The sequence below is a fragment of the Bradyrhizobium sp. CCBAU 53338 genome (assembly GCF_015291665.1).
Lineage (GTDB): Bacteria > Pseudomonadota > Alphaproteobacteria > Rhizobiales > Xanthobacteraceae > Bradyrhizobium.
In genome coordinates this window covers 4,543,782-4,565,179 of record NZ_CP030048.1, presented here as the reverse complement: position 1 = coordinate 4,565,179, position 21,398 = coordinate 4,543,782, and the positions used below count along the sequence as shown (strand labels likewise).

The window sequence follows — 21,398 nt, the reverse complement described above, 5'->3', positions numbered from 1 at the left end:
TGCGCGTCGGATTGCGACGCGCCCGCCAAAATGACGGTGTCATGCCCCGCGAAGGCGGGGCATCCAGTACGCCGCGGTCCTTCGGTTCAATCACTGCTGTCTCTGGGATACTGGATCGCCCGCCTTCGCGGGCGATGACACCGAGCGTGTGGATTTGCTTCATTCCCGCGCACCTCCTAAATGACTGCAACAAGCAGTCAGGAGGAAGCCATCATGTCCCAAGCAAAACGCATCGTTCTCGCCGCGCGTCCCGTCGGCGAACCCAAATCGTCTGATTTTCGCCTGGAGGAATTCGCGGCGCCGACGCCCGGCGCCGGCGAAGTTCTGCTGCGCACGATCTGGCTGTCGCTCGATCCCTACATGCGCGGGCGCATGAGCGACGGTCCGTCCTACGCCGCGCCGGTGCCGGTCGGCGGCGTGATGGAAGGCGAGGCGGTGAGCGAGGTTGCGGCCTCCAGCAATCCTGATTTCGCGGTGGGCGACATCGTTCGTGCACGCACAGGCTGGCAGACGCATGCGATCTCGAACGGCAAGGGTCTGATCAAGGTCGATCCCAGGCTCGGCCCGATCTCGACCTCGATCGGCGTGCTCGGCATGCCCGGCATGACCGCCTATACGGGCCTGCTCGATATCGGCAAGCCGCAAGCCGGCGAGACCGTCGTCGTCGCCGGCGCTTCCGGCGCGGTCGGCTCTGCCGTCGGCCAGATCGCGAAGATCAAGGGCGCACGCGCGGTCGGCATCGCCGGCGGCAAGGACAAGTGCGACTACGTGGTGAAGGAGCTCGGCTTCGATGCCTGCATCGATCACCGCGATCCTGATTTGCCTGCGAAGCTGAAGGACGCCTGCCCTAAAGGCATCGACGTTTATTTCGAGAATGTCGGCGGCGCCGTGTTCGAGGCGGTGTTCCCGCTGCTCAATCCGTTCGCGCGCGTGCCGGTCTGCGGCCTGATCGCCCATTACAACGACACCGAGGCCAAGCCGCCGAAATGGGCCGCATCCATGATGCGCGCGACGCTGACCAAGCGGCTGACCTTCCGCGGCTTCATCGTCTCCGACTTCGCCAGCCGCCATGGCGACTTCCTGCGCGACATGTCGGGATGGGTCCGCGACGGCAAGGTGAAGTACAAGGAGTTCGTCACCGATGGCCTGGAGAGCGCCCCCGGCGCCTTCATCGGGCTCCTGAAGGGGGCGAATTTCGGCAAGCAGCTCGTCCGGGTCGGGCCGGATAAGGCTTAACTTTCAAGGCCTGGAGCGTCTGCTGGTGGCCTGGGGCGCCGCGAAGTTGCCCCGGCGCCACATCCCGGGCGTCATTGGTTAACAAAGAGTTACCGATCGGCCACACCTGCCCGTAAAAGGCGCAAGGTGTGACCGGCGGTTCATTGACGTCTGGGCGAAGGCATTGAATCATCGCGCATATTTCAGGTGCTGCGATGTTTGAGATCGGTATTTTCTGCATAATCCTTCTGGCTGCCGGCTATTGGGCGGCGATGTTTGTCATGGGCCGCCATGATGACGTCATCCATGGCAAGTTCGTGCATAGCGAGGATGAAGAGGCGTTCGTGCAGCCTCCGATGCCGGCGCCGCCGCCACGCTTTCCCAAGCGTCCGGTGCACGCGACCCAGCCCGCCAACATTGTGCCGGCCAATGCTCCGGTCGCTCAGCCGGTGACCAGCGAAGCGCTGCAGTCGCTGCTGGCTGCAATCCAGCAGGATCTCAAGAGCGTCGCCTGAGAGGCGACGCGGCCGCTTAGTGCTCGCCGCCCATCTGGGCGAACAGCTCTTCGATGTCGATATCGACCTGGCCCGCCGCGCGGACGTGGCGGACTTCGAAATTGTCTGGGGCGAAGCGGTATTCGACGAGGCCGGTCTCCTTGATCGCGATCCGGTCCTGGCGGGCATCGTTGATCCTGAAGCCTGCCGACGGCGCCCAGACGTGCCTGACGTGGCGGAACGTGAAGTCGCGGCGCTGGTGCACGTGGCCGCTGGCGATGAGGCGGAGATCCACCCCGCCAAACATCTCGATCAACCGCGCACGCGCCGGCTGCGGCACGTAGCGGATCGAGGTCTCCGGTGTTTCAGCATCGTCGGGCAGGTTGAGAAACAGCGGCTTGTGGATGAACAGCGCGACCGGCCTGCCGTTCGCGCGTGAGATCTCGGAGGCGAGCCAGTCGAACTGCTCGGCCTCGAACGCGAGCCCTGAATTCATCACCAGCGAGTTGATGCCGATGAAGCGCCAGCCGGCGGCCTCGAACGACCAATGGTCCTCGCCGATGATGTCGCAAAACTGCCGGCGGTGCGCTTCCGCGATCGGCGGCTTGGGCGCCGGCCCGAGCGCGGTCGGGTTGTCGCCGATGTCGTGATTTCCGGGAATGTAGCGGCAGGCGACGGGGAGGGCTGCGTGCAGGCTTTTCGCAAACGCGATATCGTCGCGGCTCGTTGGCCCGTCGAAGGACACATCGCCCGTGTTGACGACGAGATCGGGCCTGTCGGCGTCGATATGCTCGCTGACGCGATGGAAGTTCGCGATCAGGCCCGGAAAGCGCCGGCCGAGATGCGTGTCGGAAATCTGGGTGAGGCGAAATTCGGACATGCGCAAACTATCGCGCGCGCAAACGTCGGAACGATGACGCGTGCGCAAAACGTGCGATGAAACAAAGTTTAAAGCACGCGATAGCGGATCGTGTAGGCGTCCTGCTGCGCGACGCCGCTTGCGATCGGCGAGGCGATGCGGTCGGCGAGGTGCCAGGGGCCGAACTGCTCGGTGCGATGCGGCTCGGCGGGCAGGCGCAGACGGAACTCGAACGTGCCCTTGCCGGGCAGGCTCAGCACCAGCACCCGGTCGGCGGTGCGGTGGTTCAGCGCCACCGCGCCGCGCAGCAGCGCGCGTCCGTCGGCAAGGTCGGTCACGCCGTCGACCAGGGCGAGGGTCTGGTTGCGGTCGGTGTGCAGCTCGATCTGGGTGTCGGCCGACACGGCGTTGAGCGTTTCGCGCGGCATCCGGATCTCGAACTCGACCGCGGGCCTGGAGGGGTTGAGGCCGAGATAGGCGAGCGCGGCGTGGCGCATGTCGTAGCCGGCGAAGGCGAGCAGGGCGACGGCAGCCAGCACGGCCAGACCGTGCCGGAACACGTCGCGCGAGGTTCGGTAGCCCAGGCGGAAATACACCGTCAGCGCCAGAGCGACGGCGAGGGCCGCCGCGATCCCTGACAGCGCCGACATCCAGATGCCGAGCTGGCCGTCGGCGGATTCGGTCCAAAGGCTGGACAGGGTGTTCATGGTGTTCTCCTGGCGCTATCCCGCCGGGCTCCAGGGGCCGAAATCGCTTTGACGATCGGCAGTTGGTCGCAGATGCGGGAACGCCGGTTCAACTCGTTGATTGTCAGCGCCAGAAGTCGCGGCTAATGACGGTCTGCGGCAATCCGCCTTACGGGAAAGATCCGATGTCCGTTCAAATGGTCCTGCTGCCGGTCTTCGTGCAGATCGGCCTCACCTTCGCGCTGCTGATCGGCATGGTGTTCGGGCGGCGGAAGGCGCTGGTCTCGGGCGAGACCAGGATTCGCGACATTGCGCTGGGCGAGCCGAACTGGCCGAAGGGTCCCACGCAAATCGCCAATTGCTACCGCAACCAGTTCGAGCTGCCGGTACTGTTCTACGCCCTGATCGCACTGGCGCTGCCGCTCCGCCATGCCGATCTCCTCATCGTGCTGATGTCCTGGGTGTTCGTGGTGAGCCGCTTTGCCCATGCCGGCGTGTTCGTCACCTCGAACGATCTCGGCTACCGCTCGTCGGTCTGGCTCGCCGGCGTGCTCGTGCTGCTGGTGATGTGGATCTACTTCGCATTGAAAATCCTGTTGCTGATCTGATCCTTGCTGGTCCGATTTGATCTGAAAGATTCAAATGACTCCCGCTGCCCGGCTGTCCGCAGCCATCGAACTGATCGACATCATCGAACGCGACCGCGTGCCCGCGGCCAAGGCGCTGAAGGAGTGGGGCACCGCGCACCGCTTCGCCGGCTCCGGCGACCGCGCCGCCATTGCCGGCCTCGTCTGGGACGTGCTGCGCCGCTATGCCTCGAGCGCCTACCTCATGGACGGTGACAGCGCGCGGGCGCGGCTGATCGGCATGCTCCGCCTCGAGCGGAACATGGACATCGCGACCATGGCCGCGATGTTCGACGGCAGCCGGTTTGCGCCGGAGCCGCTGACTGCAGCAGAGGAGGCAGCGCTCAGCCGTCGCTCGCTGAAGGACGCGCCCGCCGTGATTGCCGGCGACTATCCGGAATGGCTCGATTCCCATCTGGCCAAAGTGTTCGGCGAGGACCGCGCGGCGGAGGCCGCGGCAATGGCGAGCCGGGCGCCGCTCGATCTGCGCGTCAACACGCTAAAATCCAATCGCGACAAGGTGCTGAAGGCGCTTGCTCATCTTCATGCGAAACCGACGCCCTGGTCGCCAAACGGCCTGCGTATCGAGCTTTCGGCGGATGCGCGCAACCCGGGCATCCAGGCCGAGGAGGATTTCATCAAGGGCGGCATTGAAGTGCAGGATGAGGGATCGCAGCTTGCGGCTCTGTTCACCGCGGCCAAACCCGGCGAGCAGGTGATCGATCTCTGTGCCGGCGCCGGCGGCAAGACGCTGGCGCTCGCCGCGCTGATGCAGGGCAAGGGGCGGCTGATCGCGACCGACCGCGACAAGCGCCAGCTTGCCCCGATCCACGAGCGCCTGTCGCGCGCCGGCGTCCACAATGCCGACGTCCGCACGCCCAAGGGCGAAGCGGATCCGCTCGCCGACATCAGCGCCACCGCCGACCTCGTCGTGATCGACGCGCCCTGCACGGGAACCGGCACCTGGCGCCGCAACCCCGACGCCAAATGGCGCATGCGGCCAGGCGCGCTGGAGGTTCGCCTGAAGGACCAGGCTGAGGTGCTGGAGCGCGCGGTTCCGCTGGTCAAGACCGGCGGCCGCATCGCCTACATCACCTGCTCGGTGCTGTCCGAAGAGAACAACGAGCAGGTAAGGGCGTTCGTCGCAAAACATCCGGAGTTTTCGACGCTGCCGCCGGAGCAGACCGCAAGCGTGCTCTGGGACAAGGCCGAGGACTTTGCCAAGGCCGCGCTGCAATCGCCTGAGGGCTGGCTGATGACCCCGCGCCGAACGGGGACGGACGGGTTCTTCGTCTCGGTTCTGAAGAAGGGCGGCTGATCTCGTTCCGCCGTCGTTTCGGGCTTTCGCGGCGCGAACCGCGGAATGAAGCATGGCTCAAACAAAAACCCCGCGAACCGGATCCCGGTCGCGGGGTTTCTGAACTCGACGATCCGCCGGTACGTCCGCGGTCAGATCGTGAATGGCGTGGCTGGCTAGCCGGCGCGGAGGTTGTCGGCCGCGGACTTGCCGCTGCGGCGGTCCGCGACGATGTCGAACGACACCTTCTGGCCCTCGTTGAGGGTCGACAGACCCGCGCGCTCGACGGCGCTGATGTGGACGAACACGTCCTTGTCGCCGTCATCCGGCTGGATGAAGCCGAAGCCCTTTTGGTTGTTGAACCACTTCACGGTGCCCATTGCCATAGTCATGTCCTTTCAATTGACGATGCACTCAGGGGGACAAATGCGCCTTGTCGGCGCCCACGTCCCGATTGGTCGATTTTGGAGAAATACCTGAAACGTGCTCGCCCATTGAAAATGAGGCGCAGCGGCCCAGTCGTTCGGCCAAGGATCGATGTTCACAATCTAGCGATTTTTTGGGGCAACTTCAAGGCGGCACGCGCTGACAGCGAGCTGGCAGCAGTTTTCTATTTTGCGCTGCAAACCTCGTCCGAAGGATGGTTCCGTCAATCCACGATGAAGAGCGTCGCACCCCCCGTCGTCGAGGAGCGATGCGCAGCGTCGCCGAAATCCGATACCTGATAGCTCATGCCCGGCGTCAGCTTGAACCTGCGCCCGTCGCGCAGCTCGCTGTCGAGCTCGCCCGCGAGCACGTAGAGCACGTGGCCGCGATCGCACCAATGATCGGCGAGATAGCCCGGCGAATACTCCACCATCCGCACCCGGAGATCGCCGATGTTGAGCGTCCGCCACAGCGCGTGCCCGGTCTCGCCTGGATGCGTGGTGGCTTCGACCTTGCTCCAGTCGGTGACGGTGAAGGGCGAGGTGGGGAGTTTCATGGGGAGAGGTCCTGTGTCGGTGCCGGCGGAGAGTTGTTAGCGCACGCTGTCTTACCAGTCTCCGTCATTGCGCCCTCGGGGCACGCGTATCACACACTCTCGCTGTCATCGCCCGACTTGATCGGGCGATCCAGTACTCCGAGGCAGCGGTGATTCATCGAGGAGCCGCGGCGTACTGGATTCCCCGCTCCAGTGCGCAATTGCGCACAAGGCGGGGAATGACAGCGGTGGACGACGCTCTCAATGCGGCAAATGGTTCGCCGAGCCCTGCACGATCAACCCCGCATCATTCACGCGCAGATACTCGCAAATCTTCTTCCCGCGCTCGTTCTCGTAAAAAACCACCAGGCTGTCAGGACTGACGAACACATCGATCAACGTGAAGTGCAACTCCGGCAAAAGCCCGAGCGCCTTGCCCCAATAGGCGCGCAACTCGTCCTTGCCGCGCACGGTCCCGCTGGCATCGAACCCTATCGCCGGGATGCGGTCGGACGTCATCACCGTGGCATTGTCGTAAAGCGTCAGCACGCGCTCGAGATCGCGTGCGTTCCAGGCCTCGACCCAGGTCCGTCCGAGCGCGGCAAGCGTTGATGGCTGATGGAATTTCGACATGGCGTTCTCCCTGATCGGCCCCCGATTGTTGGCGGGGCATATTATGTCAATAATACTTACCTATATCCAGATGTCCATGCCCAAAGAAGCATGTGGGCGCGCAAACCTGCGCGGTTGCGGGCAGGGGGCTCATCGCGTATCTGCTTGCCATGACAGCAGCACAGAACGACCGCTTCGCGTCGACGCCTTCAGTGGCCTCGGCGCACGACAAGATTCTCATCGTCGACTTCGGCAGCCAGGTGACGCAGCTGATTGCGCGTCGCGTGCGCGAGGACGGCGTCTATTGCGAGATCGTCCCGTTCAACAAGGCCGAAGAGGCCTTCAAGGAGATGAAGCCGAAAGCGGTGATTCTCTCCGGCGGTCCCGAGTCGGTGCATGAGGCCGGCTCGCCCCGCGCCCCGCAGCTGATCTTCGCCTCCGGCGTGCCCGTGATGGGCATCTGCTACGGCCAGATGACCATGGCGGCCCAGTTAGGGGGCGAGGTCGAGGGCGGTCATCACCGCGAATTCGGCCGCGCCGATGTCGAGGTGAAAGCCGACAGCAAGCTGTTCGAGGACGTCTGGTCGTCAGGCAGCAAGAACCAGGTCTGGATGAGCCATGGCGATCGCATCACCAAGATGCCGCCGGGTTTCTCCGTCGCCGGCACCTCGCCGAACGCCCCCTTCGCGATCATCCAGGACGAGACGCGCAAGTACTACGGCCTGATGTTCCACCCCGAAGTGGTGCACACGCCCGACGGCGCCAAGCTGATCCGCAATTTCGTCCGCAAGATCGCCGGCCTCACCGGCGACTGGACCATGCGCGCCTTCCGCGAGGAAGAGATCGCCAAGATCCGCGCGCAGGTCGGCAAGGGCAAGGTGATCTGCGGCCTCTCCGGCGGCGTCGATTCCGCCGTCGCGGCCGTGCTGATCCACGAAGCCATCGGCGACCAGCTCACCTGCGTGTTCGTCGATCACGGCATGCTGCGTCTCGACGAAGCCAAGACCGTCGTCGACCTGTTCCGCCACCACTACAACATCCCGCTCGTGCACGTGGACGCTTCGAAGCAATTCCTCGGCGAACTCGAAGGCGTCACCGATCCGGAAGTGAAGCGCAAGACCATCGGCCGCCTCTTCATCGAGGTGTTCGAGCAGGAGGCCAGGAAGATCGGCGGCGCCGACTTCCTCGCGCAGGGCACGCTCTATCCTGACGTGATCGAAAGCGTCTCCTTCACCGGCGGCCCCTCGGTGACGATCAAGTCGCACCACAATGTCGGCGGTCTGCCCGAGCGCATGAACATGAAGCTCGTCGAGCCCCTGCGCGAGCTGTTCAAGGACGAGGTCCGCAAGCTCGGCTACGAGCTCGGGCTTCCCGAGATCTTCGTCGGCCGCCACCCGTTCCCCGGCCCCGGCCTCGCCATCCGCTGCCCCGGCGACATCACCAAGGACAAGCTCGACATCCTGCGCAAGGCCGATGCCGTCTACATCGACCAGATCCGCAAGCACGGCCTCTACGACGACATCTGGCAGGCCTTCGCCGTGCTGCTCCCCGTCAAGACCGTCGGCGTCATGGGCGACGGCCGCACCTACGACTACGTCGTGGGCCTCCGCGCCGTCACCTCCACCGACGGCATGACCGCCGACTTCTACCAGTTCGATATGAAGTTCCTGGGCGAGACCGCCACGCGCATCATCAACGAGGTGAAGGGCGTGAACCGGGTGGTGTACGACGTGACCAGCAAGCCGCCCGGGACGATTGAGTGGGAGTAAGGGGAGGCTCCGGTGCCGATAGATGATGCCGAGCAATCTCTTGAAGATTGGCTAGGAGATCTCAAGGTCAAGAAGCCCAACGTTATCGATTTTTCATTTCCAACCGATGAGTTGAGAGATGAGTATGTTGGAGAGATTGCCGAAAGACCCGATGAAGAAGTCATCGATCTAATCAGGCGGTTCTTGATTCCGTCCGGCTCTCTAGGCGCCGATCAGTCCACGTTTTCTTGGCTAGCTCACCTGGCTAGTAAAGGTGAACTTAGGCGGCTCACCGAATTTCAGAGACGACTTATCTTGTACGCAAAGGCTATGTTGCTCGGAGCTTTAGCTCAGAAGCAAATTCCGCCTCCTTGGGAAGGGGTAACTTGGGTTCTCGATCTCCTGCCGGACAACCCGCGAGCAGCGATTAATACGCTCAACGCATACTTTGAGGCGCATTGTGGTTTCATGCCTGATGGTCGCATGCATGGAATCGCTGATGCGACCGAACTCATTCGCGCCAAGTACATTATCTCAGGTTTAATAGCCAAATACCTTGGATTAGGAAGCCTTCCGTCCTGATGAGCCCGAAATTTCATGCCATGGTTTCGAGTCATACATAGGCTCACGTAAGGATCGATGCCACGGTGTTGGTCGAGTTGCCAGCTTAATTCATTCCCGCCGGTGGCTGCGGGCGGCCAGAGTCCTTGTGCGCGCAACTGTTGCTTCGACAGGATTCCGTGTTGCGAGATTGAAGGTAAGTTTGCTTCATCAGTGAAATGGTAGAGCGACTGGTGCTGCGTACTGTTTTCTATGAATTTTACCAGTTCCTCAATCGTCATACTTTCCCCTTTCGAAAACACGTTAAAGTATACCCGTAATCTACAACAACCTAGGAGGGGTGGCAAAGGATTGCTCACGAAGTCTGGCTGGATCGTGTTCATCAGCAACGATCGAGCTACGTTGGATCAGTTGCTGCACCGTCAAGGGGCATCCAGCACAATCGTGGGATCTCGGCCGCGTTCTCCGTGCTACGACCTCCAAATCGCCCGCCGGAGCCCGCTTCGATGTCCGTCCCACCCATCTCTATCCAGTCGCCCGTAACCTCCATCTCATCCAACCCCGAAGCCCTCGGCTATATGCACGGCTTCCCGCCGTCTCCTGACCGCCTCATCACCTTCCAGGACGGCTCCTTCCGCAGCTTCCCCGAACTCCGCTGGGCCTGGAGCAACATCCGCCAGCTGGTGCCCACCGTGAACGTCTGGCGCGGGGCGGAGCCGGCGTCGGTGTTGCCGCGCGCGGAGCAGGACATCGGCGCGATCGCTTCGACCACGATGGACGGGCGGCCCATGACGTTCGCAAAGATGCTGGAAGAGACCTACACCGACGGGATCGCGGTGCTGCATCGGGGCAAGCTGATCTATGAGCGCTACTTTGGTGCGTTGAAGCCGCACAAGCCGCATATCGCGATGTCGGTGACAAAGTCGTTCACCGGCGTGCTCGCCGGCATTCTTGTCAACGAAGGCAAGATCGATCCGCAGGCGCCGATCACAGAGTATGTGCCGGAGCTGAAGGCGAGCGCGTTCGGCGATGCGCGCGTGCACGAGGCCATGGATATGACCACGGGCCTCGAATACACCGAGGTCTACACCGACAAGAACTCGCACGTCTGGGGCCTGCGCCGCGCCAACGGCATGGCGCCGATCCCGCCCGACTATGACGGCCCGACCACGATCTTCGATTTCCTGGTGTCGCAGACAAAGCAGGGCGAGCACGGCAAGGCTTTCTCCTACAAGACCGTCAACACCGACGTGCTGGCCTGGATCATCAGGCGCGCCAGCGGGATGACGCTGTCCGACCTGCTCTCCGAACGCATCTGGCAACCGATGGGCGCGGAGGAAGACGCGCATTATCACGTCGATCGCATCGGCACCGAGAGCGGCGGTGGCGGTCTTTCCACGACGCTCCGCGATCTCGCCCGTTTCGGCGAGACCATCCGCAATCACGGCCGCTTCAATGGCCGCCAGATCGTGCCGTCGTCCGTCGTCGAGGACATCGCGCGCGGCGGCGACCCCGAAAAATTCAAGCCGGCCGGCTACACGACGCTCCCAGGCGCGTCCTACCACAATCAATGGTGGGTCACGCACAACGCGCACGGCGCCTACATGGCGCGCGGCGTGCACGGGCAGGGCATCTACGTCGATCCCAAGGCCGAGATGGTGATCGCGCGCTACGCTTCGCACCCCGTCGCAGGCAACGCCGCCAACGATCCGGTGACGCTGCCGGCCTACATGGCGCTGGCGAAGGCGCTGGTGGCGGGCGGATGAGTGCCGGTCACAGCGAGTGGGTGGTCTATCGCGCCCCTAAATCCGTGTCCTTCGGCCATCAATCCCGGCTTCGGGATCCACGGCGCGCCTGGCCATCGGTGCAAAGGTTCCTGGCCGAGCTGACCCGATCGACCTTCGGCCACTACATTCAGCTCACATGTCATGAGCCCGGGCTGCTGAATCTTGCTGGTGCGACGTCGAGGGTCGAGGAGGCGCGAGGCATCTTCGGTGCGGAGGCCCAGCAGAACGGTCCCTACCGCACGCACCCGAGCTGGTCCTTGAGCGAAGCGCAGGTTCCCGCCGCAATTGATTTCGCACTCGATGACGACAAATTCCCGAAGCAGGAATTGGGTCCCTGTTGGTTCACTTTCGGATATCAGTTTTGCTGGCCCGAGTTTGACGATGCATTGCCGGCACAAACGGAGACGCGACCAATTATGTCGAGGCTAGGCCTCATACTCGGTCAGCAACGCCTCTTCCTTCAACCGCTCTTCGTCTATCCGGGGCCCTGGGACGCGGAGCGCGTGCGGGACTTCATCGACCGCACCGAAGCGATCATTCCGTTCCGTTTCCGCGATCAATATTTCAAGCGTTGGCTTCCGCCGGAAAAGCGGGGCAGCCAGGGCCGTCTTCTGCGCCTGGAGCCGACCTGGCGGCGCGGCAAGCAGTTGCATTGAAATCCGTTGAGCTCCCTCTACGGTCGCCCCATCTTCTCGAACTTCTTCACCAGCCGATCCCGCTTCAGCCGCGACAGCCGCTGGATCCAGAACATCCCGTCGAGCTGGTCGATCTCGTGCTGATGGCAGACGGCGCGCAGAGCCTCGGACTCCTCGCTTTGCGCAACACCTTCCAGGTCCTGATAGCTGATCCGCACGCGGGCGTGGCGCTGCACCTCGTCGTTGACGCCGGGCATCGAGACGCTGCCCTCCTTGTGCATGATCATCTCGGGCGAAGCCCACTCGATCTGCGGGTTGACGTAGGTCTGCGGACCCGCGACGGCATCGAGCTCGAGCACGACGAGCCGCAACGGCACGCCGATATGCGGCGCCGTGATGCCGATGCCGGGCGCGGCGCGCATGGTCTCCAGCAGGTCCGCCGCAAGCTCCCGCAAGCCGTCGTCGAAGGCGGTGACGGGGCGGGCCGGCATCGCGAGCCGGCGGTCGGGATAGCGGACGATGGGACGAATGGTCATGAATGGCGCGCTAGCCCCTCTGGATCAGTTCGCGCCCGATCCGCTTCGGCGGCTCGCTCCGCAAGACGATGGCGGTCGTGACGGAGCCGTATCGGGCAATCGCATCGACGATGCTCTCGAGATCCGCGGGTGAGGGCACGATCACCTTGAGATGAAAGCAATCCTCGCCCGTCAGCCTCAGGACTTCGATGATCTCGGGCATCTCGGCAAACTGCTTCAGGCACGCCTTGATGTGCTCGTGCGTCGTCCGCAGGCGGATGACCGCCATCATGTTGAGGCCGACCGAGGCCGGGTCGATCACCGCGCGATAGGCCCTGATGATCCCGCGCTCCTCCAGCCGCTTCAGCCGCTCCGAGGTGGCGGGCTGGGACAGGCCGACCTTGCGTCCTAACTCCGAGACGCTGATGCGGCCATCGTCCTGAAGCGTCTCGATGATTGCAACATCGGTCGGGTCGAGCATGGGCTGGAAATCCTGGCTTCGCGTCATGACCTCTAATCTATCGGAATTGCGCTGCGCTTTCCGATGAATGCCAATTCCGTTTGTCGATGTAAATCGCCATGCTCCGCGCCTGCATGGCGACAGACGAGAGGTCAGGTGTGACGCAATTCATCCATTTGCCCGGGATCGGCAACTCCGGCGAAGCGCATTGGCAAAGCCACTGGGAGCTCGCGGATCCCACCATCCGCAGGTTCAGTCCGGCGAGCTGGGATCGACCTGACCTGGCCGACTGGATCGCGGCGTTGGATCGGGCTGTCGGCGCGGCAACAACGCCGCCGGTGCTCGTGGCCCACAGTTTGGCCTGTCTGCTTGTCGCGCATTGGCAGAAGCAAGCGACTGCGCCGGTGCAGGGCGCGCTTCTGGTTGCAGTGCCCGATCCGCAGTCTCCGGCGTTCCCGGTCGAGGCTGCGGCGTTTACGTCCGTGCCGGAAGAGCACTTTCGCTTTCCCTCGATGATCGTGGCCAGCACCAATGATCCCTACGCGTCGCTGCCCTATGTGCAGGCAAGGGCAGGGCAGTGGGGCAGCGAGCTGGTCAATATCGGCGCGAAGGGGCACATCAACGGTGCGAGCAATCTCGGTGACTGGCCGGACGGACGCCAGATTCTCACAGCGTTTTGTGCGCGGATCTAGGTGATGAGCAGGTCAATCCGTGTCGTTTCATAGGGTATTTCAGTCGATCGGCATTGCAGCCGAACCGCGTGATGTGTGGGAGGCTCTGATCAGTCCCGATGCCGGGGAGCTCTGGCGCAACGCCCATTTCAGGACGGGCTGGCAGGCCGGTGACCTCATTGAGATCGAGGCGAACATCGGAGCGAGGCGCTACCGCGACTAAGGGCAGGTTGTTGAGGTTCAGCGGCACCAATTGCTGCAATACACCTATTGGTCCAGCGTGTCAGGTCTGCCCGATCATCCCGAATTCCATTCGACCATCACCATGACGCTGGAGGCCAGCGGCGCGGAGACGATTTTGACGGTGGAGCAAGTGGTGCCGTCGTCACCGGTGCGCAGGGGACCGGATTGGGAGATCGGCGAGGACTCCGGAGCTAAGCATGTCGAATTCTATTGGCGGATGACCCTTCCGGTTCTGAAGCGGGTCGTCGAAGAAGCGCAGGAAGAATCATGATCCGCGCGCCGCAATGCTACCCGATCCAGAGCAATGGTCACTTGGCTGTTTCGAAGGCGTCAATCGCTCGCGACACTTGTCCGGATAGGGCGTGCCGTCCTTGTGCGACGAGGCTTTCGGGATCATGACAGGATGCCAGTGTTTTGCCCGACGTGTCAAATTTGCTGTGGTCTCGCGAGTTCCGAGTCATGTGATTTGGCCGCCCCGTAAGTCATTGATCGCGCGGGGCCGGCTACTGTGCATGGGGTTGTTTTCGATATTTTTCCTGGCGGGCCGCAAAAGCCTGCTACGAAAAATGACGCGAGCGTGTCGGTCTCCAGCATTCCCATTCGTCTTCCATGTGAGACAGACCTGACGGGAGACAAAAATGCCTGCTTCCAGATATCGCTGGGTGATCGTCGCCGCCGGCGGCCTGCTCGGCTGCGTCGCCATCGGCGGCATGTTTTCGCTGCCGGTGTTCCTGCAGCCGATCGCCAAGGACACCGGCTGGTCGGTGACCGGCATCTCCAGCGCGATGACGATCGGCTTTCTTGCGATGGCCTGCAGCAGCATGATCTGGGGCACGCTGACGGACAAGTTCGGGCCGCTGCCGGTGGTGCTGACGGGATCGACGGTGCTGGCGCTGAGCCTGTTCGCCGCGAGCCATGCGACCTCGCTGATCGCCTTCCAGTTCGTGTTCGGGCTCATGACCGGCGCCTCCTGCGCCGCGATCTTCGCGCCGATGATGGCAACCGTCACCGGCTGGTTCGACACCCATCGCGGTCTCGCGGTGTCACTGGTGTCGGCCGGCATGGGCGTGGCGCCGATGACGATGTCGCCGTTCGCGGCCTGGCTCGTCTCTCATCATGACTGGCGTACGTCGATGCAGATCGTGGCGCTGGTGGTCGGCGCCATCATGATCCCGGTCGCGCTCTTGGTGCGCCGGCCGCCGGCGCTTGCGAATCCGCCGGTGGCGGCGATGGGCGAGGGCGGCGCGCAAGCCGAGATGTCCAGGAGCGAAGCGCTGCGCTCGCCGCAATTCCTGATCCTGCTCGCCACCAATTTCTTCTGCTGCGCCACCCATTCCGGCCCGATCATCCACACCGTCAGCTATGCCGTGAGCTGCGGCATCCCGCTGATCTCCGCGGTGACGATCTACAGCGTCGAGGGCCTCGCCGGTCTCGGCGGCCGCATCGCCTTCGGCCTGATGGGCGATCGCCTGGGGGCCAAGCGCGTGCTGGTCTCGGGCCTGCTCGCGCAGGCCTTCGGCGCGCTCGCCTACGTCTTCGCCCATCAGCTCACCACCTTCTACGCGGTCGCGATGGTGTTCGGCTTCATCTATGCCGGCACCATGCCGCTCTACGCGGTGATCATCCGCGAGAACTTTCCGCTGCGCATGATGGGCACCGTGATCGGCGGCACGGCGATGGCCGGCAGCCTCGGCATGGCGACCGGCCCGCTCGCCGGCGGCATGATCTACGACGCCTTCTCCAGCTACGCCTGGCTCTATATCGGCTCCTGGGCGATGGGCCTCGGCGCGTTCCTGATGGCGATGACGTTCCGTCCGTTCCCGAAGCCGCAAAGCCAGCCGGCGCCAGCCCCGGTTGCGGCCTGACGGAACCTAGGCCCGGATCTGTTTTTCGAAGAACAGATCCGGGTACGGATCGTCGTTGAAGCGCGGGATCTCGCGCCATCCGGTGGTGCGGTACAGCCGGCCGGCCTCCGGCAGCGCGCTGTTGGTGTCGAGCCGCAACAGGGCGATGCCGAGCGAGCGCGCGGCATCCTCGGCCACGTCCATCAGGCGCTTGCCGAGTCCCAATCCCCGCGCGGCCGGCGCGACCCACAGGCGCTTGATCTCGGCATAGCCGTGATCGGTGCCCTTCAGGCCGACGCAGCCGATCGGCAGCGTGTCCGACATCGCGACGATGAAGCTTCCGCGCGGCCGGCGCATGTCCTTGGCGTCAGGATCGCGCGACAGCGAAACGTCAAAGCCCTGTTTGAAGCGGCGGCCGAGCTCGGCGTAGTACTCGCCGAGGCAATGGCGCGCCTCGTCGCTGCGCGGATCCATGTCGGTGAGCGCGATACGATCCCGCGTCAGCGCCGAGGCGATCAGATCCATCGCCGCCAGCAGCGCCTCGGCTTGCGAGTTTCGAGCGAGGAAGCCTTCGGCTTGCTCGTTCGACATCGCCTCATAGGCTGCGAATTCGCGCTTGCCCGCGCGCGTCAGGCGCGCCACGCGGCGCCGCGCATCGTCCTCATGCGCTTGCGTCTCGATCAGGCCTTCATCCTCCAGGCTGCGCAACAGCCGGCTCATCAGCCCGGAATCGAGGCCGAGATAGTCGCGGATTTCGCCGACGTCGGAGCGGCCATGGCCGATCGCATTGAGCACACGCGCCGCCCCGAGCGGCCGCCCGCGCCCGAGGAAGGACGTGTCGAGCGCGCCGACGGCGGAGGTTACGGCGCGGTTGAAGCGGCGGACGCGGGAGACTGGATCGAACATTGTCTGACTTTAGTCAGATATTACGTTTGACGTCAATTGCCGCACGGCATTTTCCCGATAAGAGGATGAAAATTGTCCATCCGCCGTCGCCGACGCCCTTGTCTTGGGTGTCATGCGTTTGCGATCGAAAGGTAGCGCGCGGGCCCGCCCGTGTGGCAGCATGCATCGTCCAACAGGGGGTGACAGGCCATGTCGCGCGTTTCGATCAAGACAAGGAACGATCTGCCGGAGACGCTGAGACCGCTGTGGGACAAGATGACGACCTATGGCGCGTTCGAGAACCAGGCCGGTGTGATGGCGCATCGCGCGCCGATCTTCAAGCACATGTGGTCGCTGCTGGTCGATCTCGCCAGCGAAGGCATGATCTCGAAGCGCCATCTCGAGCTTGCCCTGGTCACGGTGTCGCTGCTCAACAAATGCGACTACTGCGTCTCGCACCACGCGCCGAAACTTGCGGTGCAGGGCGTATCGGAGGAAGGCGCAGCGCGCCTCGTCGATTACAAGGATCATCCTGAGCTCGACGAGCTCGACAAGCTCGTCGTCGAGTATTCGATCGCCGTCACCAACGTCTGGAACAGGACGCGCGACGAGATCTTTGCGCGCCTGCGCGCGCACTTCTCGGAAGCCCAGATCGTCGAGCTGACCTGGCGCATCGCGCTGTGCGGCGCCTTCAACCGCTTCAACGACATTCTCCAGCTGGAGGTCGAGCAGGGCGTCCCCCACAGCGAAGCCGCCGAATAGCGGCCGGCGGTCGCTGCTTCGGCCGGCGATCACGGATCCGTGATTTGCGCGGAGACTATCGCAAATTATATCGTAAGATATGTTTTGAGAAGGAGACATAAGATATGTTTGGTAAGCACCGAGACCACAGAGACTTCCACTTCGGGCACTTCGCCCATTTCGCCATGGGTCGGCACGGCGGACGGCATCGTTTCGGCCGCGGCGGGCATGGCTTTTTTGGGCGGGGCGGCGACGACTTTCCGGGCGCAAGGCGGCTATCCTCGCAGGATCTCCAGCTCGTGATCCTGGCGTTGCTCGCCGACAAGCCGGCGCATGGCTACGAACTGATCAAGATCATCGAGGAGCGCTCGGAGGGATTCTACACGCCGAGCCCCGGCGTGATCTATCCGGCGCTGACCTATCTCGAAGAGGTCGGCAACGCGAACGTCGCGCAGGATGGCGGCCGCAAGCTCTACAGCATCACGCCGCAGGGCGAGGCTTATTTGGCCGAGCAGCGCGGCACCGCGGATGCGATCCTCCAGGCGCTGTCGCGGATCGGACGCCGCATGGACGAGGTGCGCGAGGCCTTTGCCGGCGTCAGCGATCTCGATGCCGATGCCTCCGACGAGCTTCATCGCGCCCGCCACAACCTCAAGCGCGCGCTGCGGACCAAGCACGGCAGCGACTCCGCCGAAGCACGTCGCATCGCCGGCATCCTGGAGCGCGCGGCAGCGGAAATCATGGGCAAGTGACGATACGAATGCGTGGAAATGACTGATCGGCCGCACAGCCCGGTTCAAGATCCGCGCGTCAACGCCGTGATCGCGCGCCTGCAAGGCGAGCGGCAGCGGAAAATTCGTGCACCCTGAAAAGCCACCTGCATTGTGAGTTGTGCCCGAGCGCCGCGCGGTTACGATGCGAGCGAGGTTCCCGGCGGAAGCGGGAGCTAACGACCGCGGAGGCGACATGAGCGGGCAGGAACGCAAAGTCAAAGGATCGGACCTGTTCGTCGCTGCGCTGGAGAACGAGGGCGTCGACCGCATTTTCGGTGTGCCCGGCGAGGAGAACCTCGACCTCGTCGAATCGCTGCGCACGTCCAAGATCGAGCTGGTCCTGACGCGCCACGAGCAGGCCGCCGCCTTCATGGCGGCGACCCACGGAAGGCTGACCGGCAAGCCCGGAGTGTGTCTCTCGACCCTCGGCCCCGGCGCGCTCAACCTGTCGACCGGCGCGGCCTACGCGCATCTCGGCGCGATGCCGATGATCCTCATCACCGGCCAGAAGCCGATCATGAGCAGCCGGCAGGCGCGTTTCCAGATCGTGGACGTGGTCGCGACGATGAAGCCGCTGACGAAGCTGTCGCGGCAGATCGTCAGCGCCTCATCAATTCCGACGGTGGTGCGCGACGCCTTTCGCGTTGCAATGGAGGAGCGGCCGGGACCGGTGCATCTCGAACTGCCCGAGGACATCGCCGGCGACGAAGTCGAAGCTGTTCCCGTGATCCCGATCCATCCGATCGAGATCCCCGTCGCCCACCGTGCCGCGCTCGATCGCGCCGCCGAGATGATCTTGGCCGCAAAGCGTCCGCTGGTGATGATGGGCGCCGCGACCAGCCGGCCTCGCTCGACACACGGCATCGCCAGCTTCGTGCGGCGAACCGGCATCCCGTTCTTCACGACGCAAATGGGCAAGGGCACCGTTCCCGGCGGCACCAATCTCTACATGGGCACCGCGGCGCTGTCCGAGCGCGACTACGTTCACGACGCCATCGACGCCGCCGACCTGATCGTGGCGATCGGCCATGATCCGATCGAGAAGCCGCCCTTCATCATGGGGCCGTCGGGGCCGAAGGTCATCCACGTCAGCTACACTTCCGCCAGCGTCGAGCTGGTCTACTTCCCCGATGCCGAGGTGGTCGGCGATGTCGGCCCGAGCCTGGAGCTTCTGGCCGATCGCCTCGAAGGCAAGCTGCCGCAGGCGGCCGCGCTGTTGCCGCTCCGCGAAGAGATCCTCAACCACATCGCCGACCGCGCCACCGAGACGCGCTGGCCGCCGACGCCGCAGCGGATCGTGCACGACATCCGCCAGATCATCCCCGAGAACGGCATCGTCGCGCTCGACAACGGGATGTACAAGATCTGGTTCGCGCGCAACTATCGCACCCGTGTCGCCAACACGCTCTTGCTCGACAACGCGCTTGCGACGATGGGTGCCGGCCTGCCGTCGGCGATGATGGCCGCAATGCTTTATCCCAACCGCCGCGTGCTCGCGGTCGCCGGCGACGGCGGCTTCATGATGAACAGCCAGGAGATGGAGACCGCCGTCCGCCTCAAGCTGAATCTGGTGGTGCTGGTGCTGGAGGACAACGCTTACGGCATGATCCGCTGGAAGCAGGCCGTCGACCACTTTGCCGATTATGGCATGACGTTCGGCAACCCCGATTTTGCGCTCTATGCCAAGGCCTATGGCGCCAAGGGTCACCGTATCGAAAGCATCGACAGCTTTGGTCCGACCCTCGACGCGGCATTCAAGGAAGGCGGCGTGCACCTGGTTTCGATTCCGATCGACTATTCGGAGAACGTACGAGTGCTGGTCGACGAGCTGCGGGCGCGGCAGAAATAAGGGAAACTCTCAGAAATTGCCGGGAGGATCATACCAGACATTCCTTGATATATATCGTGCTACGATATATTGCAGGCGCGAAGAATCCTCCCGACAAGAGCAATTCATGCGCCAGCCTCCCGACATGACCGGTGGCCTCCCGCGTCATCGCGGCAAGCCCGGAGATTTTACCGCCGACCGCCGCGTGCTGGTCCTGATCGGCATGGCGCTGCTGGTCGGCAGCATCAGTGCTGGGGCCTCCTGGGTGCTGCTGAAGCTGATTGCGCTGGTGACCAATCTGGTCTGGTTCGGCCATGTCAGCACCGGGAACGTCTCGCTGGCCAATGCCCATCCCGGGATATGGATGGTGCTGGCACCAGCGCTCGGCGGTCTCGTGATCGGATTGATGGCGCGGTTCGGCTCGGAGAAGATCCGGGGCCACGGCATCCCCGAGGCGATCGAGGCGATCCTGATCGGCGGCAGCCGGATGCAGCCGAAGGTCGCGATCCTGAAGCCGCTGTCCTCGGCGGTGTCGATCGGAAGCGGCGGTCCGTTCGGCGCCGAGGGACCGATCATCATGACGGGCGGCGCGATCGGTTCGATCTTCGCCCAGTGCTTCCATCTCACCGCGGCCGAACGCAAGACGCTGCTGGTCGCCGGCGCGGCCGCCGGCATGACGGCGATCTTCGGTACGCCGATTGCGGCGGTGCTGCTCGCGGTCGAGCTGCTGCTGTTCGAATGGAAGCCGCGCAGCTTCCTCCCCGTGGTGACGGGAGCGGTGGTCTCGGCGGCGTGGCGCCCGCTGCTGTTCGGGACCGGACCGCTGTTTCCCTTCGCGGAGCGGCCGGATCTGCCCTGGTGGGGGCTTGCCGCCGCAATCGGCGTCGGCGTCGTCGCCGGCCTGCAATCCGGCCTGATGACGCGGCTGCTCTACGCGATCGAGGATTTGTTCGATCATCTGCCGATGCACTGGATGTGGTGGCCGATGCTCGGCGGCCTTGTCGTCGGCCTCGGCGGGCTCATCGATCCCCGCGCGCTCGGCGTCGGCTACGACGTCATTGCGGATCTGTTGTCCGGTCACATGGTGCGCGACGAGGCGATCCGGCTCTTGTTGGTGAAGTCCGTGATCTGGGTGGTCGCGCTCAGCTCGGGCACGTCGGGCGGCGTGCTGGCGCCGCTGCTCATTCTCGGCGGCACGGCCGGCTGGATGGAGGGGCTGTTGCTTCCCGGTGGCGCATCGTTCTGGGCGCTGGTCGGCATGGCGGCGATGATGGGCGGCACGATGCGTTCGCCGCTGACCGGCGTGATGTTCGCGATCGAGCTGACCGGCAATATCGACATGCTGCTGCCGCTGCTGGCGGCGACCGGCGCGGCGCACGCCGTCACGGTACTGTTGCTCAAGCGCTCGATCCTGACCGAGAAGATCGCGCGCCGCGGCCAGCACATCACCCGCGAATACGCGATCGACCCGTTCGAGCTGATGCGCACGGCCGATGTCATGGTCACGAGAGTCGACACACTGCCGGTCGACATGTCGGTCGACGCGGCCGTGGCTTTCTTCACGTCGGACCAGCGCCGTCACAAATCCTATCCTGTCGTGGCTGCCGATGGACGATTGAGCGGCATGGTCACCCGCGCCGACGTGCTGCGCTGGCGCACCGAGGGTAATCATCAGGCGGCGACGCTGGATGACGTCGTCTCGGACAGCTCCAGCGTGGTCGCGCATCCCGACGACGTGCTCGGGCGGGTTGCCGATCTCATGGTCGCCTCCGATCTCGGGCGGCTGCCGGTGGTCGATCGTGCCAGCCATCGCGTCGTTGGCCTCGTCGCTCGCAAGGATTTGCTGCGAATTCGCGCAGTCGTGAACGCGCAGGAGGAGGACCGCAACGCCTATTTCCTGCGCGAAAAGGCGCTTGTGCCGGAGGCGCGGATCGCGGAAGGTCTGCCCCTCTGAACT

23 protein-coding genes and 2 pseudogenes are annotated in these 21,398 nt (G+C 64.0%); 16 read left to right on the top strand and 9 right to left on the bottom strand.

What is annotated here, in order from left to right:
- Positions 1–213: 213 nt before the first annotated feature.
- Positions 214–1,236, top strand: coding sequence for an NADP-dependent oxidoreductase (locus XH90_RS21625; protein WP_194476361.1), 1,023 nt, complete (start codon positions 214–216; stop codon positions 1,234–1,236).
- Between the two features lie 194 nt (positions 1,237–1,430).
- Positions 1,431–1,730, top strand: a complete 300-nt coding sequence (locus XH90_RS21620) for a hypothetical protein (RefSeq protein ID WP_194476360.1) — start codon at positions 1,431–1,433, stop codon at positions 1,728–1,730.
- A 16-nt stretch (positions 1,731–1,746) separates the two neighbouring features.
- Here XH90_RS21620 and XH90_RS21615 read toward each other — a convergent pair whose 3' ends face one another.
- A complete protein-coding gene (locus XH90_RS21615) occupies positions 1,747–2,589 on the bottom strand; it encodes a metallophosphoesterase (RefSeq protein ID WP_194476359.1) in 843 nt (280 codons plus the stop codon).
- Positions 2,590–2,657: 68 nt separating this feature from the next.
- The gene (locus tag XH90_RS21610; RefSeq protein WP_194476358.1) at positions 2,658–3,275 is read right to left on the bottom strand and encodes an acriflavin resistance protein; all 618 of its coding nucleotides are present in this window, start codon (positions 3,273–3,275) and stop codon (positions 2,658–2,660) included.
- 164 nt (positions 3,276–3,439) lie between these two features.
- Between XH90_RS21610 and XH90_RS21605 the strand changes: the two genes are divergently transcribed.
- Positions 3,440–3,862 (top strand): MAPEG family protein, encoded by a 423-nt coding sequence (locus XH90_RS21605; RefSeq protein WP_194476357.1) that lies wholly within the window; start codon positions 3,440–3,442, stop codon positions 3,860–3,862.
- A gap of 34 nt (positions 3,863–3,896) precedes the next feature.
- Positions 3,897–5,198, top strand: a complete 1,302-nt coding sequence (locus tag XH90_RS21600) for an RsmB/NOP family class I SAM-dependent RNA methyltransferase (protein ID WP_194476356.1) — start codon at positions 3,897–3,899, stop codon at positions 5,196–5,198.
- A 155-nt stretch (positions 5,199–5,353) separates the two neighbouring features.
- Here XH90_RS21600 and XH90_RS21595 read toward each other — a convergent pair whose 3' ends face one another.
- The 3 genes from XH90_RS21595 to XH90_RS21585 all read right to left on the bottom strand — a co-directional run bounded on the left by XH90_RS21595 (position 5,354) and on the right by XH90_RS21585 (position 6,771).
- A complete protein-coding gene (locus XH90_RS21595; protein WP_194482758.1) occupies positions 5,354–5,563 on the bottom strand; it encodes a cold-shock protein in 210 nt (69 codons plus the stop codon).
- A gap of 263 nt (positions 5,564–5,826) precedes the next feature.
- Positions 5,827–6,159: a DHCW motif cupin fold protein gene (locus tag XH90_RS21590; RefSeq protein ID WP_194476355.1), complete on the bottom strand. Its 333-nt coding sequence runs from the start codon at positions 6,157–6,159 to the stop codon at positions 5,827–5,829.
- Positions 6,160–6,399: 240 nt separating this feature from the next.
- The gene (locus XH90_RS21585) at positions 6,400–6,771 is read right to left on the bottom strand and encodes a nuclear transport factor 2 family protein (protein WP_194476354.1); all 372 of its coding nucleotides are present in this window, start codon (positions 6,769–6,771) and stop codon (positions 6,400–6,402) included.
- 149 nt (positions 6,772–6,920) lie between these two features.
- On the opposite strand from XH90_RS21585, the gene guaA reads away from it, so the two are divergent.
- Together guaA and XH90_RS39095 are read left to right on the top strand one after the other, a co-directional pair.
- Entirely contained in the window at positions 6,921–8,519 is a 1,599-nt protein-coding gene (guaA, locus tag XH90_RS21580; RefSeq protein ID WP_194476353.1) for a glutamine-hydrolyzing GMP synthase, read from the top strand.
- Positions 8,520–8,531: 12 nt separating this feature from the next.
- A complete protein-coding gene (locus XH90_RS39095) occupies positions 8,532–9,080 on the top strand; it encodes a hypothetical protein (protein ID WP_246755548.1) in 549 nt (182 codons plus the stop codon).
- A 5-nt stretch (positions 9,081–9,085) separates the two neighbouring features.
- On the opposite strand, the pseudogene XH90_RS39860 reads toward XH90_RS39095, so the two are convergent.
- Positions 9,086–9,340 (bottom strand): annotated as a pseudogene (locus XH90_RS39860) (hypothetical protein); the annotation flags it as partial.
- 225 nt (positions 9,341–9,565) lie between these two features.
- Between XH90_RS39860 and XH90_RS21570 the strand changes: the two are divergent.
- Positions 9,566–10,825, top strand: a complete 1,260-nt coding sequence (locus XH90_RS21570) for a serine hydrolase (RefSeq protein ID WP_194476351.1) — start codon at positions 9,566–9,568, stop codon at positions 10,823–10,825.
- Positions 10,822–11,502, top strand: coding sequence for a hypothetical protein (locus XH90_RS21565; RefSeq protein ID WP_194476350.1), 681 nt, complete (start codon positions 10,822–10,824; stop codon positions 11,500–11,502). Before XH90_RS21570 ends, XH90_RS21565 begins: the two co-directional genes overlap by 4 nt.
- A 17-nt stretch (positions 11,503–11,519) precedes the next feature.
- Here XH90_RS21565 and XH90_RS21560 read toward each other — a convergent pair whose 3' ends face one another.
- Positions 11,520–12,017: a peptide deformylase gene (locus tag XH90_RS21560; protein ID WP_194476349.1), complete on the bottom strand. Its 498-nt coding sequence runs from the start codon at positions 12,015–12,017 to the stop codon at positions 11,520–11,522.
- Positions 12,018–12,027: 10 nt separating this feature from the next.
- Complete coding sequence (locus XH90_RS21555; protein WP_246755547.1) at positions 12,028–12,477, bottom strand: Lrp/AsnC family transcriptional regulator; 450 nt, start codon at positions 12,475–12,477, stop codon at positions 12,028–12,030.
- Between the two features lie 137 nt (positions 12,478–12,614).
- Between XH90_RS21555 and XH90_RS21550 the strand changes: the two genes are divergently transcribed.
- From XH90_RS21550 to XH90_RS21540, 4 genes and pseudogenes are all read left to right on the top strand, one after another.
- Positions 12,615–13,148 (top strand): alpha/beta hydrolase, encoded by a 534-nt coding sequence (locus XH90_RS21550; RefSeq protein WP_194476347.1) that lies wholly within the window; start codon positions 12,615–12,617, stop codon positions 13,146–13,148.
- A gap of 19 nt (positions 13,149–13,167) precedes the next feature.
- Positions 13,168–13,350 carry a hypothetical protein gene (locus XH90_RS39090; RefSeq protein WP_246755546.1) on the top strand — a complete coding sequence of 61 codons (183 nt, stop codon included), beginning with the start codon at positions 13,168–13,170 and terminating at the stop codon, positions 13,348–13,350.
- A gap of 12 nt (positions 13,351–13,362) precedes the next feature.
- A pseudogene (locus XH90_RS39085) lies at positions 13,363–13,641 on the top strand (hypothetical protein); the annotation flags it as partial.
- A gap of 367 nt (positions 13,642–14,008) precedes the next feature.
- Complete coding sequence (locus XH90_RS21540) at positions 14,009–15,235, top strand: MFS transporter (protein ID WP_194476346.1); 1,227 nt, start codon at positions 14,009–14,011, stop codon at positions 15,233–15,235.
- Between the two features lie 6 nt (positions 15,236–15,241).
- On the opposite strand, the gene XH90_RS21535 is transcribed toward XH90_RS21540, so the two are convergent.
- Positions 15,242–16,120 (bottom strand): helix-turn-helix domain-containing GNAT family N-acetyltransferase, encoded by an 879-nt coding sequence (locus tag XH90_RS21535; RefSeq protein WP_194476345.1) that lies wholly within the window; start codon positions 16,118–16,120, stop codon positions 15,242–15,244.
- Positions 16,121–16,309: 189 nt separating this feature from the next.
- On the opposite strand from XH90_RS21535, the gene XH90_RS21530 reads away from it, so the two are divergent.
- From XH90_RS21530 to XH90_RS21515, 4 genes are all read left to right on the top strand, one after another.
- The gene (locus XH90_RS21530; RefSeq protein WP_194476344.1) at positions 16,310–16,861 is read left to right on the top strand and encodes a carboxymuconolactone decarboxylase family protein; all 552 of its coding nucleotides are present in this window, start codon (positions 16,310–16,312) and stop codon (positions 16,859–16,861) included.
- A gap of 104 nt (positions 16,862–16,965) precedes the next feature.
- Positions 16,966–17,592 carry a PadR family transcriptional regulator gene (locus tag XH90_RS21525; protein ID WP_194476343.1) on the top strand — a complete coding sequence of 209 codons (627 nt, stop codon included), beginning with the start codon at positions 16,966–16,968 and terminating at the stop codon, positions 17,590–17,592.
- Positions 17,593–17,806: 214 nt separating this feature from the next.
- A complete protein-coding gene (locus XH90_RS21520) occupies positions 17,807–19,462 on the top strand; it encodes an acetolactate synthase large subunit (RefSeq protein ID WP_194476342.1) in 1,656 nt (551 codons plus the stop codon).
- A gap of 106 nt (positions 19,463–19,568) precedes the next feature.
- Positions 19,569–21,395, top strand: a complete 1,827-nt coding sequence (locus XH90_RS21515) for a chloride channel protein (protein WP_194476341.1) — start codon at positions 19,569–19,571, stop codon at positions 21,393–21,395.
- Positions 21,396–21,398 lie beyond the last annotated feature (3 nt).

What these genes read in the sequence shown, in the direction of transcription:
- XH90_RS21565 (WP_194476350.1), top strand. Translation starts at nt 10,822, where the DNA reads ATGAGTGCCGGTCACAGCGAGTGGGTGGTCTATCGCGCCCCTAAATCC.
- XH90_RS21620 (WP_194476360.1), top strand. Translation starts at nt 1,431, where the DNA reads ATGTTTGAGATCGGTATTTTCTGCATAATCCTTCTGGCTGCCGGCTAT.
- XH90_RS21560 (WP_194476349.1), bottom strand. Translation starts at nt 12,017, where the DNA reads ATGACCATTCGTCCCATCGTCCGCTATCCCGACCGCCGGCTCGCGATG.
- XH90_RS21625 (WP_194476361.1), top strand. Translation starts at nt 214, where the DNA reads ATGTCCCAAGCAAAACGCATCGTTCTCGCCGCGCGTCCCGTCGGCGAA.
- XH90_RS21615 (WP_194476359.1), bottom strand. Translation starts at nt 2,589, where the DNA reads ATGTCCGAATTTCGCCTCACCCAGATTTCCGACACGCATCTCGGCCGG.
- XH90_RS21525 (WP_194476343.1), top strand. Translation starts at nt 16,966, where the DNA reads ATGTTTGGTAAGCACCGAGACCACAGAGACTTCCACTTCGGGCACTTC.
- XH90_RS21610 (WP_194476358.1), bottom strand. Translation starts at nt 3,275, where the DNA reads ATGAACACCCTGTCCAGCCTTTGGACCGAATCCGCCGACGGCCAGCTC.
- guaA (WP_194476353.1), top strand. Translation starts at nt 6,921, where the DNA reads ATGACAGCAGCACAGAACGACCGCTTCGCGTCGACGCCTTCAGTGGCC.
- XH90_RS21590 (WP_194476355.1), bottom strand. Translation starts at nt 6,159, where the DNA reads ATGAAACTCCCCACCTCGCCCTTCACCGTCACCGACTGGAGCAAGGTC.
- XH90_RS21530 (WP_194476344.1), top strand. Translation starts at nt 16,310, where the DNA reads ATGTCGCGCGTTTCGATCAAGACAAGGAACGATCTGCCGGAGACGCTG.
- XH90_RS21520 (WP_194476342.1), top strand. Translation starts at nt 17,807, where the DNA reads ATGAGCGGGCAGGAACGCAAAGTCAAAGGATCGGACCTGTTCGTCGCT.
- XH90_RS21540 (WP_194476346.1), top strand. Translation starts at nt 14,009, where the DNA reads ATGCCTGCTTCCAGATATCGCTGGGTGATCGTCGCCGCCGGCGGCCTG.
- XH90_RS21600 (WP_194476356.1), top strand. Translation starts at nt 3,897, where the DNA reads ATGACTCCCGCTGCCCGGCTGTCCGCAGCCATCGAACTGATCGACATC.
- XH90_RS21570 (WP_194476351.1), top strand. Translation starts at nt 9,566, where the DNA reads ATGTCCGTCCCACCCATCTCTATCCAGTCGCCCGTAACCTCCATCTCA.
- XH90_RS21585 (WP_194476354.1), bottom strand. Translation starts at nt 6,771, where the DNA reads ATGTCGAAATTCCATCAGCCATCAACGCTTGCCGCGCTCGGACGGACC.
- XH90_RS21595 (WP_194482758.1), bottom strand. Translation starts at nt 5,563, where the DNA reads ATGGCAATGGGCACCGTGAAGTGGTTCAACAACCAAAAGGGCTTCGGC.
- XH90_RS21555 (WP_246755547.1), bottom strand. Translation starts at nt 12,477, where the DNA reads ATGCTCGACCCGACCGATGTTGCAATCATCGAGACGCTTCAGGACGAT.
- XH90_RS21515 (WP_194476341.1), top strand. Translation starts at nt 19,569, where the DNA reads ATGCGCCAGCCTCCCGACATGACCGGTGGCCTCCCGCGTCATCGCGGC.
- XH90_RS21535 (WP_194476345.1), bottom strand. Translation starts at nt 16,120, where the DNA reads ATGTTCGATCCAGTCTCCCGCGTCCGCCGCTTCAACCGCGCCGTAACC.
- XH90_RS21605 (WP_194476357.1), top strand. Translation starts at nt 3,440, where the DNA reads ATGTCCGTTCAAATGGTCCTGCTGCCGGTCTTCGTGCAGATCGGCCTC.